Source organism: Streptomyces longhuiensis (genome assembly GCF_020616555.1).
Lineage (GTDB): Bacteria > Actinomycetota > Actinomycetes > Streptomycetales > Streptomycetaceae > Streptomyces > Streptomyces longhuiensis.
In genome coordinates this window covers 7,194,679-7,212,189 of the sequence record NZ_CP085173.1, presented here as the reverse complement: position 1 = coordinate 7,212,189, position 17,511 = coordinate 7,194,679, and the positions used below count along the sequence as shown (strand labels likewise).

Genomic DNA, 17,511 nt, shown 5'->3' with positions numbered 1-17,511 from the left:
GCGGTGGCCAAGGCCGACAAGGACACGAAGCGGAAGGGCAAGGGCAAGCCGGCCAAGGGCGCCGGGAAGTCCCGGGCCAGGGCCGGACAGGCCCCCGGGACGTCCGGGAAGTCTTCCGGCGCGAAAGCGCCCGCCGCGCTTCGTGAGCTGCTGCGCATCCCCGCGGGCAAGCCCGTGGATCTCGCCTCCTACGACGCGCGGGCGACGCCCGCGGGCCCCACCGGCAAGGCCGCCGGCGTGGAGGCGACCGCCCGTATGGGTGAACGCCTGGCGGACCTCCAGGAGCGCCTGTGGGCCTCCGGCACGGCAGGCGACCGGCGCCGGATCCTGCTGATCCTCCAGGGCATGGACACCAGCGGCAAGGGCGGCACGGTCAAGCACGTCATCGGCCTCTTCAACCCCTCCGGCTGCCGCATCAAGGCCTTCAAGGCGCCGACCGCCGAGGAGCGCGGCCATCCGTTCCTGTGGCGCATCATGCGAGCGCTCCCCGAGCCCGGCGAGATCGGCATCTTCGACCGCTCGCAGTACGAGGACGTCCTCGCCGCCCGGGTCCGCGGCCTCGTCCCGCACCGCCAACTGGGCGGCCGCTACGGCCAGATCAACCGCTTCGAGCAGTCGCTGGCGGAGGACGGCGTGACGGTCGTCAAGTGCTTCCTCCACATCTCGTACGAGGAACAGCGCGAGCGGCTCCTCCAACGGCTCGACAACCCGGACAAGTACTGGAAGTTCAGCATGGGCGACATCGAGGACCGCGCCCTGTGGCCCGCGTACCAGAAGGCGTACGAGATCGCGCTGGAGCGCTGTTCGACGGATGACGCGCCCTGGTACGTGGTGCCGGCCGACCGCAAGTGGTACCGGAACTGGGCCGTCAGCAAGCTGCTCCTGGAACATCTGGAGGCGCTGGACCCGAAGTTCCCGAAGGCGGACTTCGACGTGGCCGGGGCGAGGGAGCAGTTGCTCGCACAGGGGTGAGGCGGGGTGCCGGGCCCCACCGGCGCCGTCCACAAGTGCGGCTGATTCACCGAGCGTGCCGATCCCGCCCCCTGGGCAGGGTCTTAGGGGTCCTGCCGGGCCCGTAGGCCCTTCAGGACGTCGCCCCCTAGGGACAAGGACACGGACACATGGAACGACACGCAGTCTGGGAGTTCACCGACGACCGCGGGCATGTGGCGGCCGCGGGGGACGTGCCGTTACGGGTGGTGGCCTACATACAGGCCGGCGCCACCCTGTGGGACCACGGGATACGGCCGGTGGGGATCTTCGGTTCGTTCCACGACGGGGACACCGCCGACCCGGCCAAGGCGGGGACGCTGCCGCTCGGCGAGGTCCGCTACCTCGGCGCGGGCGCGGGGCTCGGCCTGGAGGCCGTGCTCGCGGCCGAGCCCGACCTCGTCGTCGCCGTCACCTACGGCGGCGGCCAGGTGTACGGCGTCGAGCCCGACGTGGCGAAGCACCTGGAGGAGCACGTCCCGGTCGTCGTGGTCGACGTCGGGCAGGGCCGCTCGCTCACCGCGGTCAGGGAGCGCTTCGCCGGGCTGGCGCGTTCGCTCGGGGCGCGGGACCGGTCCGGGACCGAACTGGAGCGCGCCATGCGGGAGTTGGAGCAGGCGGCGCAGGACAGTCGAGGGCGGGTGCTGGCTCTTTCGCCGGGCGGCCCGGACAGTGTCCATCTGGCCCGTCCCGCCAAGTGGCCCGACCTGAGCGCGCTGACGGCCCTCGGTGTACACACCGTCGAGCCCCCGCAGGGGCCGGGCGCCAACTGGAACACGGCCGGGTGGGCTCAGGCCGCCGCGCTCACGCCCGACATCGTGCTCGTCGACTCCCGCGCGAACGCGGCCGCACGCGAGCAGTACGCGGCGGACCCGCACTGGCGGCAGGTCGCGGCCGGGGCGCGTCTGCTCCCCTGGAACCCCGAGCTCCCGGCGAGCGAGTCCGCCCACGCACGGTTCTTCGACCAGGTGACCGGGGCGCTGCGGGACACCTGAGCCCCACGGCCCCACCCTTCGCCCACCTGGCCCGACGCCGCACCGCACACGCGACATGATGCGCAATTAATCCTATTAGTGCGTTTATGGTCGCCGCGTGATGACCTACGTACGGAGATTCGCGCTGGTCTGCGCCCTGGGCGCACTGGGGGTCGGAGCTGCCGCGTGCAGCGGGGGCGGCGGGTCCGCCGGGCACCCGGGGCGAGGGACGGTGAGCGCGTCCGTGTCCGCCGCGCCCTCGCGCCCGCCCACACTCGCACCGGGCCCCGCCGGTCTCACCCCCGTGTTCAAGAGCGCCCCCCACCCGCGGGACCGGACCGTCGCCCTCACCTTCGACGCCGACATGACCGCCGACCAGGGCCCCCGCGCCGCCGCCGGTGAGCACTTCGACAACCCGGCCCTGATCGCGACCCTGCGCCGGCTGAAGGTCCCCGCGACGGTGTTCATGACCGGGCGGTGGGCCGAGGAGTACCCGGCCGAGGCGAGGTCGATCGGGAGCGATCCGCTCTTCGAGGTCGCCAACCACTCGTACAGCCACCACGCCTTCACCGGCGCGTGCTACGGCCTGCCCACCATGCCGCCCGCGCAGATGCGGTCGGACGTGGAGCGCGCCTTCGCCGCGTTCCGCAAGGCCGGGGTGAAGCGCACGGTGCCGTACTTCCGCTTCCCGGGCGGGTGTTACGACAAGGAGGTGCTGCGGAAGCTGACCCCGGCGGGCGTCACGGCCGTGCAGTGGGACGTGGTGAGCGGTGACGCGTTCGCGACGGACTCGGACGCGGTGGCGCAGCAGGTGCTCGACGGGGTGCGGCCCGGTTCGGTCGTCGTCATGCACTGCACCCGCAGCGCGGCGCCCGCCACGGAAGCCGCGGTGCGCGCCGTCGTGCCGAAGCTGCGGGAGCGCGGGTACCGGTTCGTGCGGGTGTCGGAGCTGATCAGGTCGGCGGCCGGGAACTAGGAGCTGTCCGGCCGATCATGGTGGTGAGGTGTCAGGCATGATGCCGTGGTGACCAGCTTTGAGATCGAGAACCCGTGGACGCCGGCCCACCAGGCGGTGGAGTCCAGCGAGCATGCCACGCTCACACGTCTTCTCGACGAAGGAGCGAATGTCAACGAGGTCTGCTGCGGGATGACCCTGCTGATGCACGCCATCGAACTGGAAGGGGATTCGGCGCTTCAGTCGGGGCAACCGATCGACAGCGCACTGACCGCGATCGTCCTCGCCTACGGCGCCGATCCTGCCGCAGAGATCGACGGCACAACCGCCCGCGGTCTGGCCCACTTCTACGACCACAGCATGGCGATCCGGCTGCTGGGTCGGTTCACCGCCCGCCAGGATCGGACCGCGAAGCCCGATACGGAAGGTCTCTCGGCACCAGCCTCCCTGGATGATCGACCGGACAGGTCCTAGGGCCTGTCCCGGTGGCCCGGACTACGGTGGGAGTCATGGCTGACTACTGCGACGGGCCGGGGCCGCGTACGGACCCGGACGTGTCCGAACCGGCCGGTGCGACCACGGAGCCGTTCGCCGAGTGCGTGCTGTGCCGCAAGCCCACCGAGTACCCGGAGTCCCGCAAGGGCGTGACGCTGTGCCCCGTGTGCGAGTGGCAGGAGGCACAGCGCACGTCCTGCTCGGGGTGACCGCGGCCGTCGCACGACGCCGCGAAGAACCGATCTTCGGCCTGGCAGACTGGTCCGGTGAGCAGTGACGACCAGACCCTCCAGAACGACGCCACCGACGCCACCGACGCCTTTGCCGGTGTGCCGCAGGACAGCCCCTTCCGGTCCGAGCGGACCGTACGCGACGAGGCTCAGCAGTTCGTGCTGCCTCTCGTGGTGCGTATCGAGCGGGCCGCTCCCCCGGCCCGCACCGACGCCCTGGAGACGGCGGCCCGCGCGGTCCTCGTGATCCTCTCGGATCCGCGCGCGACCGGCGACGGCGAGTGGGCGCAGGTCATGCGCGACTGGCAGGACGCCCGGATCCGCAAGGTGGTGCGGCGGGCGCGCGGCGCCGAGTGGCGCAGGGCTGAGGCGCTCGACGGCATCACGGTGACGGGGAAGTCGGCCGAGGTACGGGTGTTCCCGCCGGTCCCGCTCGACGGCTGGCCCAAGGACCTGGCCCGGCTCCAGGTGTCGGGAACGGAGCTGGACGACCCGGAGCCCCCGGCGGCCCCGGACCTCACGGCACCCGTCCTGTGGCTGAGCCCCGACCTCGACATGACGGCGGGCAAGTCGATGGCCCAGGCGGGCCACGGCGCGCAGCTGGCCTGGTGGGAACTGACGGACGAGCAGCGCGCACAGTGGCGCGACGCCGGTTTCCCGCTCTCCGTACGCACCGCGGACGCGGACCGCTGGGCCGAGCTGACCACGAGCGGCCTGCCGGTGGTCCGGGACGCGGGATTCACGGAGATCGCCCCCGGGAACACGGTCGTGACCGAGGGGGGAAGCCACTTCTGCCCTCTCCCGCGCGCACGACGGCCGTAGGCGGGCTGCTCGGCGTCCGAGGCAGCCCGCCCGCTCACGGCTGTCAGGAAGCCGGGACCTTCAGCTTGTCCCAGCTGGTCTTGCCCGGAATGCCGTCCGCGTCCTTGCCCTTGAAGCCGAGCTTCTGCTGCCAGGCCTTGTAGGACTTGCGGTCGGCGTCGGTCCACTCGGGGCTGGGCCCCTCCTCGTAGTGGTCGCAGCCCTCGGCGACCAGGCGGCGCCCCATGGCCGTGATGAGTGCGGACTTCTGGCCGTTGTGGAAGAAGCCGCTGCCCGGAAACGGCGCATGAGACGGCTTGGACGGCGTGGGCGGATCGGGCTTGGGGTCGGAACCCTGGGACTTCCCGGCGAGCCGGTCGGCGATCCGCTTGCGCATGCCGTCCATCGTGAAGCCGCGCGGGTCCTGCTTGCCCGGCTGCCACTCCTTGTGGCCGATGACCGACCGCTCGCTCCAGCCGTAGTGGCGGCAGATCGCGGCGGACACCTTCTCGATGGCCTCCTTCTGCGCCTCGGGCCAGGGGTCCTTGCCGTCGCCGAGGTTGATGCACTCGAAGCCGTAGAAGTGACGGTTGCCGTCGGTGTCGGCCTCGTTGTCGTGCGGCAGCCTCGACTCGTCGACCACGGCGCGCAGGACGTCGCTGTCGCCCAGCCCCGCGTGATTGGCGCGGCCGTTGCCGACGAGGTGGATCTCGCCCTTCTTGTCGATGACGCCGTGGCACAGCGGCCCCGGCAGGCCCGAGTAGCCGTTGTAACAGATGTTCACGGAGGCGTCCGTGCCCGAGGTGACGGTGTGGTGGATCATCACGCCGTTCACCGGGCCCCAGGGACCCTTCGTATTGCGGTTGTGCGTACGCCAGTTGCGCACCTCGTGGACCGTCAGGCCCTCCTTACGCAGGATCTCCACCAGCTTGGACGCGCTCAGAGGTGTGGCCATCACTCGTCTCCTTCCACGGCGGACTCCGCTTCTGCGGTGGTCTGCGACCTCCCGTGCGAGGGACCCTCGGCCGCGAGTTCCTCACGGTGTGCCTGTTCCTCCGCCGCAAGGGTCGCCTCGTCCGCGGCCGGGATGCTGATCGCGAGCGGCCCGAAGGCGAGGCGCAGGTCGACGGCGCTCTCCTCGCCCTTGACCAGGGCCAGGGGGGCGAAGTGGCGGGCGACACCGGCGGGCCCCTGGAGCAGCGGGCGCCGCGCCGGGTCCGTCGGCCATTCGACGCTGCCGGTTGCGGTGCGGGCGGGGACGAGCCAGTGGTCGCCGGTCCGGTAGGTGCCGTCCTTGGCGAAGTACACCTCGACACCGTCCTCCAAGGGCAGCCACTCCCCCTCCGCGACGGGGACGGCGCCGCCCTTCAGGGCTGCGGTACGGCCCTTGCGCTTCGGGCCCTCGTGGTGGTCCCAGCGGCGCACGAACGGGTGCAGGTGGGGCAGCCGGCCGACGCCCGGCTCGGGCTCGGCGGACAGGCGGACTCGGCGGCCCGGCAGGTCGAGCTCCTCGACGCGCAGCAGGGGCAGGGCTTCCAGGCGGGAGGCGTAGGCGGTGTCCGTGACCTCGACGAAGTCGCCGACGTCCAGGTCGAGCTTGTCGTCGTGGCCGAGGGACGCCAGCTGCGCCCAGGTGCCGTCGAGCGCGTCGACCGGGAAGACGACCGAGCCGTTCTCGCGGGACCACTTGAAGGTGGCGTCCTTCGCCTCGCCGCCGGCATGGACCTCGACCCGGTACAGCTGGTTCTCCGGACCGCGGTAGCGGGCGTCGGGCCTGACCAGGCACGGGTCCTCGTCGGCGTGGTCGGGCCGCTCGCTGCGGGCGGCCAGCCGGGCGGTGGCCGCCCCCTGGCGCTGCGCCCACTTGTCGAAGGCCGCGCGGACGACCTCCTTCGACGGGTCGGCATCCTCGATCGCCAGGGCCGCGAGGGACAGCGGCAGGACCTGCCAGACCACCTTGACGCGGGCCGCGGTGTCCGGCATCGCCGCGCCGAGGGCGACCTCGCGCAGCGCCGGGTCCTCGGCGGCGTTCACCGACCGCTCCCACACGTTCAGGTAGACCACGAACGGCGACTGCGCGGGCGAGGGCAGCCGGTCGCCGGGCTTCTCCGGGTCGCGGAAGGCGTCGGGCTGGTCCCAGTAGGTCCAGTAGGAGGGCGGGGTGGCGCTGTCCGCCGCGTCCTCGGCGTCCTCGTCCGGCACGGGCGTGCCGGGCGCCGGGCGGTCCGCGTCGAGCAGGATGCCGTCGACGTAGTAACGGCCGCCGTGGATGTAGAGGGTGTCGATGTCGTGCGTGCCGCCCACGTACTCGATGCGGAAGCCCGCCGCGTCGCGCGGCCCGCCGTAGCGGCCGATCAGGTCCGCGGCGAGGGTGCGGGCCCGGTGGAGCTGGATCGCGGTCTGCTCGTTGGCGTCGGCGTCGAGCTGGACGCGGCCCTGCTGGGCGACGACCGCGGAGTAGTGCCGCTCCGGGTGGAAGGTGAGACGGGAGAGATCAGCGTGCATGAAGGGGGTCCCCCTGGTTCAGGAAAGTGCGGGTGGGTCGTACGGCGGCACTGCTCATGTCACGAAGAAGATTCCGGCGTCCGTGCCCGCGGGCGTGTACTCCGCGAGCCGTGCGCGCAGACCGTCCTCGCGCTGCGGCCGGTACAGGTCGTGGAAGGCGCCCGTCTCGGCGCCGTCGTCCGCGCCGCGCCGGAGCTCCTCGGGGCAGCCGTCGGCCAACTGCCCGTACCAGGGCGTCCCGTAGCGCACGGCGGCGAACAACGGCCGTACGCCGGGCGTGAGATCGGGCTGGCAGCGGTGCCGTCGTGGCGTGCGCGAGCCGGTGGGGACGTACGAGTACCGCAGGCAGCCGGTGCCGCGCCGGGCCACCTGCAGCTTGCCCGTGAAGACCGAGTTCTCGGCGATCTCCACCGCGTGCGTGTGGACTTCGCCGATGACGGTCGTGCGATGCGCGTGCAGTACGGCGTGGGCGAGGCGGCAGTCCGGGGCGGACAGTGCCTCGCGGTCGTGGCCGGTGGCGTCCAGGATGCTGTCGCGGAGGTGGATGTCGAGGGGGTCCTCGCCGACCTCGTCGCCGATGACCTCGATGGTGCCGAGGACGCTGTGCTCGACCTGGAGGCAGGCGGTGGTGCGCTCCAGGACGATGCTCGGCTCGTCGGGCGAGTGCGGCTCGCACTCGGGCTCCAGTGACCAGCCGGGTACGAGGGTGGTGTGCCGTACGACGACGGCTCCCATCGGTCCGGTCACGTTGATGCCGCGCCCGGCGACCAGCAGCCCGTCGAGGACGATGCGCGGCCGCTCGTGCGGGGCGCAGTCGTCCGCCACGGCACGGATGTTGAGGGCGTCGGGCCGGTTGCTGTACCAGTCGAGCAGGCGCATCACCGGCCGCGTGCCCTCGGCCGCCCGGAGCTCCAGACGGTCGCCGGGGTCGAGGTCGAAGTCCAGTTGCTCCTGGTAGGCGCCGCTGTGCGTGATCTCGATGATGCCGTCGGGGCCGGTGCGCTCCGCGCGGCGGTCGTGCCGCCAGGCCCGGTACGCGTCCATGATCTGCCGGTACGGCTGTCCGGGGCCGACCCGGTAGAAGGCGGCGTCGGGCCGGTCCACGCGGTCGGGTCGCTCGTACTCGCCGCCGCCCATGTCGGCGCCGGACGCGTAGTGGTAGTCCACCCACACGCCCTGCCGGGGCGCCGAGCGCGCACCGAACGCGATGCGCCCGAGTTCCGGGTCGACGGCGATCTGACCGCGCTTCGGCCGGTAGCGCCAGTCGGACAGGTCGGCGACCACGATGTCGGACGGCGGTACGGGCTTGTCCTCGCCGTCGCGCCGGATGACGAAGCTCTTGCCGGGGCCGTAGTAGTCGAGGAGACGGTCGTGGAGCAGTCGGCGGGTGATGAACGCGGGGACGTTGTCGACCGTGGCGATGTGGGTCGGCGACGGCTCCGGGACCGGCTCGGTGACCAGCGGGCTGTCGTTGCCGAGGATCGAGAACGTGTAGAGGTTGCGGGCGCGGTCGATGCAGTACGCCGGTGAGGACGTCAGCGCGTACGCCTTGAGCCGCCAGACGAAGAGGGCGACTCCCGCCGGGGTCCAACCGCCCTGCTTCCTGGACGAGTTGGCGCGGCGGATGTCGACGGTGCGGGCAGTGGTGTCGAAGGGGCCGCCGGCCAGCGCGAGCGCCGAGCCGTCCCGGAGGTCGAGGAGGCGCCCCCTCTCCGCGGCCGCGTCCCGGTACAGCTTCACCGACTGGCTGTGAGCGACCAGCCGCGACAGTTCGACAGCCCGCGCGGGCAGGCCCGCGACCTGCTCGGAGATCTCCTCCAGCAGGTGCAGCGTCCCCTTGCGGCGGCGGGCCGCGACCGTGGCCGCCACGTCCGCGCGCGGCGCGACGGCCTCGGCCAGCGCGGCACGCCCGCCCTCGTGCAGGCCCGCGGTGAGGACGCGTTCGTAGCCCGGCAGGGTGCGGTATCCGACCAGGTCACCGAGGTACGGCAGCACCCAGGGGGCCGCCGTCTCGACGAACAGGTCGTCGTAGCCCTGCTCGACGCCGTCGCGGACCCGGTCGAGCTGCTCGGCGACGACCGCGAGCAGCGCGCGCAGCGGCTCGCCCTCCTCGGCGTCGCGCAGGAGGTGCCAGCGGGGCAGCAGGGCGGCGAGGCCGTCGGGGTCCCGGTTCGTGGTGAGGGCCGTCGAGTCGTACTGGACGTCCGTCGAGTTCGCAGACATCACTTGACCTCCGTCAGAATCAGGGTGTCCGCGGCTCGTGGGGACAGCAGGGCGAGCTGCGCGGGGCGGATGCCGCGGAAGACGAACACCGACCGGCCCTTCGCCAGGCGCCGGGTGTCGGTGATGTCGGGGTTGAGGCGCAGGAGTTCGGCGAGCGGAATGCCGTGGCGCGCGCAGACCGCCGACAGGGTCTCGCCGTCGGCGTCGCGGACGGTGTGGATCTTCTCGTCGTACGTCGCCTCGTGCGCGGGAACACTCGACCTCGGTGCGCCGGGGTCGGTGAGCAGCTCGGCGAGCTCTTCCGGGGTGGCGGACGCCGGGACGCCGTTGAAGACGTCGACGTCGACGTAGTCGACCCCCGGCACGGTGTGGGCCGCCGCGAGAAGGTCGGAGAGCCGGGCCGGCTGCCCCAACTCACTTCCCTCGTAGCCGAGTCGGCGGAGCAACACCTGTCGCAGCCGCGGTTCGACGAATTCCCAGGCGTGGTCCGGTGCGACCTTCACCCTGGCGGCGACGAGCAGCAGGACCGGCTCGCGCACGTCCACGCGGACGGGCAGATCGGCGTCGCCGTACTCGGTGAGCGCCCCGCGCAGGGCGCGCAGGGTGTCCGAGTCGCCGTCCAGGGGCACGTCGTCGGTGCCCGCGACCGTCACGTGCAGCACACGCCGTCGCCCGTCGAAGAGTTCGCGTGCGGCGGCCCGGCCGATGCCTGCCCGGGAGCGGGCGAAGTCCTCGTAGTCGGCCGCCGAGACGAGCCGGTCGAGGGCGGAGACGGCCAGCGGGACCGTCCGGCGGGTCAGGCCCGGACCGTCCGCGTCGGCGCCGCCCGTCGCCGGGCGGGGGTTGGTGACGGCGGTGACGCCGAGCGGGCGGGTGAGGGGCTGGGTGAGGCGGTCGGCGGGGACGTTGGCGGCCTTGCCGGTGCCGAAGCGGTAGCGGGCGTGGACGTTCTCGTGGCCGCTGGGCAGCCGGGCCCCGTGCACCCCGTCACCGAAGGTGACCGTCGTCCGGCCGTCGGAGGCGGTGCCGGTGATGTAGATCCGCTCGCGCGGGCCGCGTCCGGCGAGACTGTCGACCTCGTGCCACAGGACGCCGTCGACCCGGATGTCGAGCACCGGTGTGGCGCCGAGGGGGTTGTCGTCGGCGAGCCAGGTGAGCGGCGACTGCCAGAGTGCAAACGTCTGGTTGACGCGGTCCGAGTCGCCGCTGCCGATGGCCTCCTCCCGGCTCTCGCCGTGGGTGGCCTCGACGACGTTTCCGAGGATGCGGACCGTCTCTCGGTGGTAGCGGTGGGCGAGGTCGGTGGTCAGGGTGAGGTGGGTGTGGACGCGGTCCCCCGGCAGTCGCGGGTCCACGGTCGCGTCGGCGGCGGCGATCGTGACGACCTCGGTGGCGGTGACGCCGGTCGTCCCGGGGATGTCGCTGCGCTCGCCGGTCACGACGAGGGCGCGTCCGGCGCCCAACCCGTCGTACAGCTCGGCGAGTTCGATCCCGTTGCCGTGGACCTCCTCGCCGAGCGGCTCGTCGGCCAGGCGCAGGGGCGCGCCCGCCGCGTGCACGGTGGTGTCGCGGATGTGCGACAGCAGGACGTCGAACTCGTCCAGCCAGGGGTCGGCCAGGGTGAGCTCGGTGCCGCGACCGGTGATCCCGTAGTTGGTGTACGCCGCCGTACGCACGGCCACGACCTGGGTGGTGACGAACGCGAGGTCGGCGTCGCCGGGTATGCCGTCCTCGGCGCCCTTGGCGGGGCGCTGGATCGCGACCCAGCTGCCGACCGTGATGCCGGTGTGCACGGTGTCGAGCTGCAGCACGCGCCGGTTGACGGGCGCGGGCTTGCCGGCGATGACGATCTCGACCTTGGGCTCGCTGCTGCCCACCCCGTAGCGCACGCTCACCTCGTACGCGCCATGGGTGAACTGCTCGGTGGCGCCCGGGCGCAGGGAGATCTCCTGCGTGGTCCCGTTGTTGATGCCGACGTGGATCAGGCCGTCCTCGTCGGGACGGGACACGAACAGGGTGCATTCGGGCAGACCGTCGCGAAGGCGCGCGGTGACGCCGGGCTCCTGGGAGTCGGTGGGTACGGGGGTCCCCCCGCTCGAACGAGTCCGGGAGTGGGGGAGGGTGAGCCAGCTCAGGTCGCGGTCCTGGGCGGAGCGCGTCGACAGGTCGACCTGGCCGGGGCCCAGCGCGAAGGTGATCTGCCCGGTGACGGGCAGCGGCACCGCCCGCTGGTCGGAGCCGTTGCCCTCGACATACTGGAACTCCGCCCGGATCGGCGCCTTGCCCGCGGTGTCGTGGACGACCCGCAGGCTGGTCAGCACGGCCCCGGTGAGCGGCCAGTCCGCACTGCGGATGACCCGGCCCTTGTCGTCCTGGACGGGCTTGAGCGGGGCCGTGGCGCCGAAGGGGGCCGCGGTGACTCGCATCGCGAGCAGGGCGCGCAGGAGCTGGGTGGTGCCTGGGGCGGCGGCCGCCGCCCTGCGCCAGGCCGGGTAGAGGCCGGGGTTGAGGGCCGCCAGGACCGCGGCGGGGTCGGTACTGGGACGTGGAGCACCTGTTTGCGGGGCCGGCCCGGCAGCACGCAGGGCCGGGAGCACGGCGGACAGCGCCTGGTAAGCGGCGGTGCGCGGGTCGCCCTTCAGAGGCGCGGGCCGTGTCGACATGCGGCTCCGCCGCACGGGCGCGGCCGGTCCAGATGGCGCCGCGGACAGGAGGCCGCCCTTCGCGGCACTCTCGTCAGTCCGAGCAGGAGCCAACTCCATTGCGCGCTCACCGAGTTCGTGCAGCACCGCCTGCAGCTGCTCGAACCAGCCCGCGACGTCCTCCCACGGAGTGGCCAGCACCTGCGCCTCACCGAGGCGGGCGACGGGCTCCGCGAGGCAGGCCGCGAAGCTCTCGGGTGTCTTCACGTCGTCCAGAGCCGCACGGAGCGGGGCCAGCACCTGGTCCTCGAAGTCCTCGATCAACCGGCTCACCGGCCGCGGGTTCGGGACCTGCGGCGTAGGCGGTTCCTCCCCCGGCTCACCGGGCGCCGCGGGCTCGGCGGTCCACCGCCGCACCTCGTCGACCAGCTCCTTCAGCGTGGGCGGTGCGGACTGCTGCAGGGAGATCGCCGTGACGTCGTCGTCCCGGTCGACGCGTACGCCCGCGACGGGCAGCAACTTGCGCTCCCCGCCCGCCGGTTCGCCGAAGACGAAGAGCAACTGGTCTCCGGTCTGGAGGGAGTTCGCGGTGCCCTCCACGAAGAGTTCGGAGCGCCGCTCCAGATCCTCCGGGGTGACCAGGGACGGCCGCCGCCTGCGCACCTTCAGCTCGTTCCAGTCCCAGCGAGCCGTGAGGTCCCGGCTGGTCTCGAAGGTCACGGACTCCTCGTCGGCGGAGGCGGGCACGCCGTGGGTGCGCGCGCCGCGCGGGATCAGTACGGGCAGCGCCTCGGCCCGCGGGTCGCGTTCGAGGGTGTACGCGAGGTGGGTGGTGGCGGCGACGCCCGGCCGCGGGCGGTGGCCGACGAGCCGGCCCAGCAGGACCAGCGACCGATGCTCCCCCGCCGTACGCAGGTAGGCCTCGTCGGCGATCCGCTCGGAGTGGAACGTGAGCAGGTCGCCGAGGACGGCGGTGGCGTCGAGGAGGCCGATCGCCGGGTCGTCGGGGGTACGGACGGTCAGGCCACCGAGTGCCGGGTACGCCGGTGAGGCGAGCCGGTCGAGCAGGGCGGCCAGGAACGAGCCGTACTCGCCGACGCGGTAGTCGAGCGCGGTGCGGCCGGGCGGGTTGTGCAGCGGCGCGGGCGCGAGACGCTCGTCGTGGCCGCCGCGGCAGCCGCAGGCGCACTCTTCAGAGGCGGTCATCGGGGGCACCTCCCAGGGATATCGCCAGGCGGCCGTTCTCCGGCCGGTCCGGGTCGTTGTCGCACGTGGCGATCTCCAGCGGGCCGAGCCGCAGCACGCCGTCCTCCTTCTCTCCTCGGTCCTGCTCGAACAGCCGCCGCAGACGGTCGACCTGGACGTTCAGCACGCCCGGTACGGCCGCGGCGACGGCGACCAGACGGCTCAGGCGGACGGGTTCGCCGAAGGTGAGCGCGTCCGGGTGGAAGAAGCCGAGCCGTCCGCCGGAGAGGCGGCCGCTGCCGAGGACTCGGTACAGCTCGGCCAGCACCTGCCCCTGCTGATGACCGGGCGCGGCGCACACGCTCAGGGCGATCTCCAGCGGCACCAGGCGGGCGGGGCCGACCACGAGGTCGTGGCCGATGCGCCGGTACGCCTCCAGGGACTGCTCGACCCGGGCGAGCAGCTCGGCCTGCGGCTGCGCGCCGCCGTACGCGTCGATCGCGACGTGGGCCTCCTGGACACTGCCGGTCCAGCGGATCTCCGCCGCGGCCCGCTGCACGCCCGGCAGGGCGCGGGCGAGGTCCGCGTAGTCCTCGGCGGTGATCGCGCGCAGGCGGGTGCGACGCAGGTCGAGCGGGGCCAACTGGCGGGCCTGATCGACGGGTTCGGGCTCAATTCCGCCGGTGGCGGGCAGCGGGTTGCGGACCACGGTGACCCGCGGCTGTTCGCAGTCGCTCTGGACGACGAGGTGGTTGATGGCTTCCGCGCCGACGTTGCCGGCGACACCGCCGCCGAGCCGGTGGTGCAGGGCGAGCCGACTGCCCGGCGTCGGCCTGGCGCCGTGCCGGCCGTCGCCGAAGCGCAGGGCGACGCGGCCGTCGTCCTCCAGCTCCCCGACGAAGTGCCGGTCGCGGGGCCCGCTGTGGAGCAGGTCACGACGGGGCACCCAGGTCAGATCGCCGTCCTGCACGCGTACGGCGGGCAGCGCCCTGCGCGGGTCCTGGCCGAGCGCGGCGGCCGCGGACCCCCGCAGCACGGGCTCGTCGGGGTGCAGTCCTGCCGCGTAGGCCGGGCCCCAGCTGTGCGCGATCTCCCAGGCGATGTGCCCGTCGAGGACCGCGCCCGCACGGGCCCGGGACGCGAGGATCTCCGTGCGGCGCAACTTCGTGGCGAGCAACTCGTCGCTTCTGTAAAGGAGTTCGCGCAGGGCGCGGACGGGATGCGTACGGAGTTCGAGCCGCTCCAGGACCTTCAGGCCGTAGATCACGGCGAGTTCTGCGATCTCCTCGTCCCCGAGCCCGTCGCGGTCACGGGCGCTGCGCCACAGCTCGACGAGCCGCTGTCGCACCCGCCCCCCGATCGCGGCGATCCGCTCGGCCTGCCCGGCGGCCACGACCTGCGTGTCCGGGAACGGCACCGCCTGTACGACCGGGAATCGGCCGAGAACGGGGCGGAAGCGTGGCACGATGCCCGGGTAGACGGATTGCGCGAGCAGGGTGCGCAGGGCAGCCGTCTGGGCGTACGCCGTGCCGGGCACCACACGCTCGTGCCGCTGCCCGGCGCGCTCCAGACCGAGTCCGGCGCGGACGGTCGCCGCCTCACCCACCACCTCGAACAGCTCACGGACGTCGTCGGGTACGAGTGCCTGCCCGTTCTCCGCCCGGTCCGTGAGGGAGTTGATGAGCCGGGCCGGTGCGTTGCCCTCGTTCCGGTCGCCGCAGCCGAAGGCGGGCGGGTCGCAGGGGGCGACGACGGCCGGACCGGGCGGCACGGTGGCCGTCTGCGGGAGTCCGGTGAGGGTTCGGCCGTGGTCGACGAGGACGACGTTGCCGCGGGCGAGGCTCACGTCCTCGACGGGCAGGCAGTCGCGGCCGCCGCGCGTGGTGAGGCAGAGCGGGAAGCGCAGGGCGTCCTCGGCGGCCCAGGTGACCTCAAGGACCGGCTGGTCCTCGATGCGGTCGACGCCCGGGGTGACGGACGTGAGGCGTACGGCCTGGCGGTGGCGGGGATCGGCGTCGCCGGGGGTGCCGGTGCGCGGGCCCTTCACCTCCTCCAGGACGAGCACGTCTCCGGGACTGAGGGCGAGCCGGCGCTCCCGGCAGGTCTCCGGGTCGTCCCATTCGTCGCGCAGGGTGGCGGAGGTGGCGCCCGTCGGCAGGGTGCACACCTCGCCGCCCCACGTCCACAGGCGGATCCTGTTGTGCGCGACCTTCAGTTCCAGCGGGTCGGCGGCGACGACCGGTTCGAAGACCTCCACCGAGCCGCGCTCGCCCAGGTCGCCGACGTCGCTCTCGTCGATCACCGGGCCCGGTTCGGGCCGGTCGTGCGGGTCGAGGGTGCGCACGTCGACGGAGGCGAAGCGGAAAGTGCCCGGAGCGAGGACGGTGTCACCGGCGCTCTGCACGGTGACGTACGCCCGTGCGGTGCAGCCGTCGTTCATGGCGTAGTCGATGAGCCGGACGTGCCGTCGCACGGAGACCCGGCGGCGCGCGGTGTCCAGGTAGGCCTCGGTGGCCACCGCGTCCTGCTGGTAGCTGATCCGGTCGCCGGTGTACGCGAGCAGCTCCACGAGCGTGACGCCCAGGTCGGCGGGGTTGCGCTCGGTCCGATCGGGGGTGGTGAGCGCGAGCCGGTCCAGGAGCAGTTTACGGATGGTGTCGTAGTCGCGGACCGTGTAGTCGACGACGGGCGCGTCCGGGAAGTCCGCCTCCTGGGGCTCGACCTCCCTGCAGTCGAAGGGGGTCGGGCAGTTCGGCCGGAAGGAGAAGGACGCGCGGTGGTAGCGCTGGTCGAAACCGCGGAAGGGCTCGGTGCCGGGCCGCCCGTACGGGTCGGTCTCGACGAGCGAGAACACGTACTCCGAGGTGTCTCCGGTCTGGTCGAGGGTGACGTGGAGCCGGTCGTCGAGCTCCGGGTCCTCCTCGCGCTCGACGCTGACGTCGACGGCGGTGACGCCGGTGATCCGGCGGCCGCCGTCGATCCGGACGTTCTCCGGTCCGAGTCCGTGCGGCGCCTTGCCGAGGAACATGACGGTGAGCAGCAGCCCGTCGTCACTGACCTCGACGGAGTCAACTCCGTTGAGCTGAGCGGCTCTTACCTTGACGCGGCGGGAGGTGGTGGTACCGGTGGTCACGCCGCCCTCCCTTCGAAGACGTCGTCCGCGCGGGTTCCGGTGGCGCGCAGGACGTACGACAGGTGGACCCGTACGGCGTCGTCGGCGCTCTCCACGTCGAGGGCCACCACGTCGATGAGGTCGCCGAGCCAGCGCTGGAGCGAGGCCTGCACGGACAGTTCGAGCGTGCTGACGAGTTCGGGGCTGTTCGGGGCGAAGACCAGGTCGAGGAGCCCGCAGCCGAAGTCGGGGCGCATCACCCGCTCGCCGGGGCTGGTGAACAGCAGTTGCTCGATCAGGTCGTGGACGTGCTCGCCGTGGGCGGCGTGCGCGGTGCGTCCCCGGCGGTCGGCGCGGAAGGGGAACGCGATGTCGCTGCGCGGGCGGGTTCCCCGGCTCGTCGGACTCATCGGACGGTCACCTTTCGCTGTGCGGCCTGGACGACGGGCGGCCCCTGCGGCACGAACGCCGCGGTGAAGCACTGGGCCGCGGAGGTGTCGAGCAGCACGGGCGCGCCGTCGACCGTGATGCCGGCGCCGTCGGCGGTCCAGCGGACCGAGACGCAGGGCTTGTGCACACCGTCCTGGGTGTGCGGGCAGCCGGTGACGACGTACGCGTGAGCGGCCGTCGCGACGGCCGCGCCCCCGATGCGTACGCCGCCGGAGGGTGTGGTGGCGGCGGTGACCCGGCCGCCGTGCGGGCAGCCGATCACGGCGCCGGCGTCGAGCAGACTCCCGGACACTTGGTGCTTCCCCCGTCTTCTATCGCTTCGAGAGCACGGTCAACTGGCCCTCGTTGATGGTTACTTCGTTGCCGCGGAGCACGACTTCGGCGCCTGCGCCGGTCGCGATGACCACGGCCTCCTTGGTGATGCGGATGTACGCGCCGCCCTGGGCCTGGAGCAGAATCCCCTGCTCGGCACCGGCGGTGTCGTTCATGACGAGCTTGTGCGCGGCCGGTGTCTGTACGACGACCGGCTTGCTGGGCGAGTTCGCCGCCAGCTCACGCCGCGCGTCGGGCGGCAGTTCCTCGGCCGCGCCGTACCAACAGCCGGTCCACACGGGGAAGCTGGGGTCCCCCTGCTCGAACTCGACCCACACGCCCGCGCCCGGCGGCGGCACCACGAACTGCCCGGCCTCGGGCCCGGTGAACGGCAGGCACGGAAGCGCCCAGGTGGACGCCTCGCCACCGAGGACGTCCGGGACCTCGACGGTGATACGGCCGATGCGCAGCGGATCGTCGTTGTCCACGACCCGGCCGCGGAACTTGCCGAGGTAGCGATTGCCGTCTGCCGCCATGCTGAACTGCTCCTGGTCTGTGCGGAGTTACGAGGTCCTGCGAGCTCTGCGAGGTGCTGTGGGCCTTGCGAGGTGCTGTGAGCTGTACGCGGTGCTGTGGG

14 protein-coding genes are annotated in these 17,511 nt (G+C 72.8%); 6 read left to right on the top strand and 8 right to left on the bottom strand.

The features are described 5' to 3' along the window. The first annotated feature begins 147 nt into the window (after positions 1-147). The 6 genes from LGI35_RS33070 (at position 148) to LGI35_RS33045 (ending at position 4,466) form a co-directional block, all read left to right on the top strand. On the top strand, positions 148-972 hold the full coding sequence (locus tag LGI35_RS33070; protein WP_227300621.1) for a polyphosphate kinase 2 family protein: 825 nt from the start codon (positions 148-150) through the stop codon (positions 970-972). 149 nt (positions 973-1,121) lie between these two features. Beyond that, positions 1,122-1,985 (top strand): ABC transporter substrate-binding protein, encoded by an 864-nt coding sequence (locus LGI35_RS33065; protein ID WP_227297951.1) that lies wholly within the window; start codon positions 1,122-1,124, stop codon positions 1,983-1,985. Positions 1,986-2,082: 97 nt separating this feature from the next. Beyond that, the gene (locus LGI35_RS33060) at positions 2,083-2,940 is read left to right on the top strand and encodes a polysaccharide deacetylase family protein (protein ID WP_227297950.1); all 858 of its coding nucleotides are present in this window, start codon (positions 2,083-2,085) and stop codon (positions 2,938-2,940) included. A gap of 48 nt (positions 2,941-2,988) precedes the next feature. Continuing rightward, entirely contained in the window at positions 2,989-3,393 is a 405-nt protein-coding gene (locus LGI35_RS33055) for an ankyrin repeat domain-containing protein (RefSeq protein WP_227297949.1), read from the top strand. A 35-nt stretch (positions 3,394-3,428) separates the two neighbouring features. Then, positions 3,429-3,623, top strand: a complete 195-nt coding sequence (locus LGI35_RS33050) for a hypothetical protein (protein ID WP_227297948.1) — start codon at positions 3,429-3,431, stop codon at positions 3,621-3,623. Positions 3,624-3,743: 120 nt separating this feature from the next. Beyond that, positions 3,744-4,466 (top strand): peptidyl-tRNA hydrolase, encoded by a 723-nt coding sequence (locus LGI35_RS33045; RefSeq protein WP_227300620.1) that lies wholly within the window; start codon positions 3,744-3,746, stop codon positions 4,464-4,466. Between the two features lie 43 nt (positions 4,467-4,509). Here the strand turns inward: LGI35_RS33045 and LGI35_RS33040 are convergent, their stop codons facing one another. The 8 genes from LGI35_RS33040 to LGI35_RS33005 are packed head-to-tail and all read right to left on the bottom strand — an operon-like array spanning position 4,510 to position 17,410. After that, the gene (locus tag LGI35_RS33040; RefSeq protein WP_227297947.1) at positions 4,510-5,400 is read right to left on the bottom strand and encodes a peptidoglycan-binding protein; all 891 of its coding nucleotides are present in this window, start codon (positions 5,398-5,400) and stop codon (positions 4,510-4,512) included. Then, entirely contained in the window at positions 5,400-6,950 is a 1,551-nt protein-coding gene (locus LGI35_RS33035; RefSeq protein ID WP_227297946.1) for a DUF6519 domain-containing protein, read from the bottom strand. The genes LGI35_RS33040 and LGI35_RS33035 overlap by 1 nt, the downstream gene beginning before the upstream one ends. A 54-nt stretch (positions 6,951-7,004) precedes the next feature. Continuing rightward, on the bottom strand, positions 7,005-9,173 hold the full coding sequence (locus tag LGI35_RS33030) for a hypothetical protein (RefSeq protein WP_227297945.1): 2,169 nt from the start codon (positions 9,171-9,173) through the stop codon (positions 7,005-7,007). Beyond that, complete coding sequence (locus LGI35_RS33025) at positions 9,173-13,021, bottom strand: putative baseplate assembly protein (protein WP_227297944.1); 3,849 nt, start codon at positions 13,019-13,021, stop codon at positions 9,173-9,175. Before LGI35_RS33025 ends, LGI35_RS33030 begins: the two co-directional genes overlap by 1 nt. Then, positions 13,008-16,133 carry a putative baseplate assembly protein gene (locus LGI35_RS33020; protein ID WP_227297943.1) on the bottom strand — a complete coding sequence of 1,042 codons (3,126 nt, stop codon included), beginning with the start codon at positions 16,131-16,133 and terminating at the stop codon, positions 13,008-13,010. Before LGI35_RS33020 ends, LGI35_RS33025 begins: the two co-directional genes overlap by 14 nt. Continuing rightward, on the bottom strand, positions 16,130-16,522 hold the full coding sequence (locus LGI35_RS33015) for a GPW/gp25 family protein (RefSeq protein ID WP_116508651.1): 393 nt from the start codon (positions 16,520-16,522) through the stop codon (positions 16,130-16,132). The genes LGI35_RS33020 and LGI35_RS33015 overlap by 4 nt, the downstream gene beginning before the upstream one ends. Continuing rightward, positions 16,519-16,854 carry a hypothetical protein gene (locus tag LGI35_RS33010; protein WP_227297942.1) on the bottom strand — a complete coding sequence of 112 codons (336 nt, stop codon included), beginning with the start codon at positions 16,852-16,854 and terminating at the stop codon, positions 16,519-16,521. The genes LGI35_RS33015 and LGI35_RS33010 overlap by 4 nt, the downstream gene beginning before the upstream one ends. Before the next feature lie 19 nt (positions 16,855-16,873). Continuing rightward, a complete protein-coding gene (locus tag LGI35_RS33005; protein ID WP_227297941.1) occupies positions 16,874-17,410 on the bottom strand; it encodes a phage baseplate assembly protein V in 537 nt (178 codons plus the stop codon). Positions 17,411-17,511: the final 101 nt, after the last annotated feature.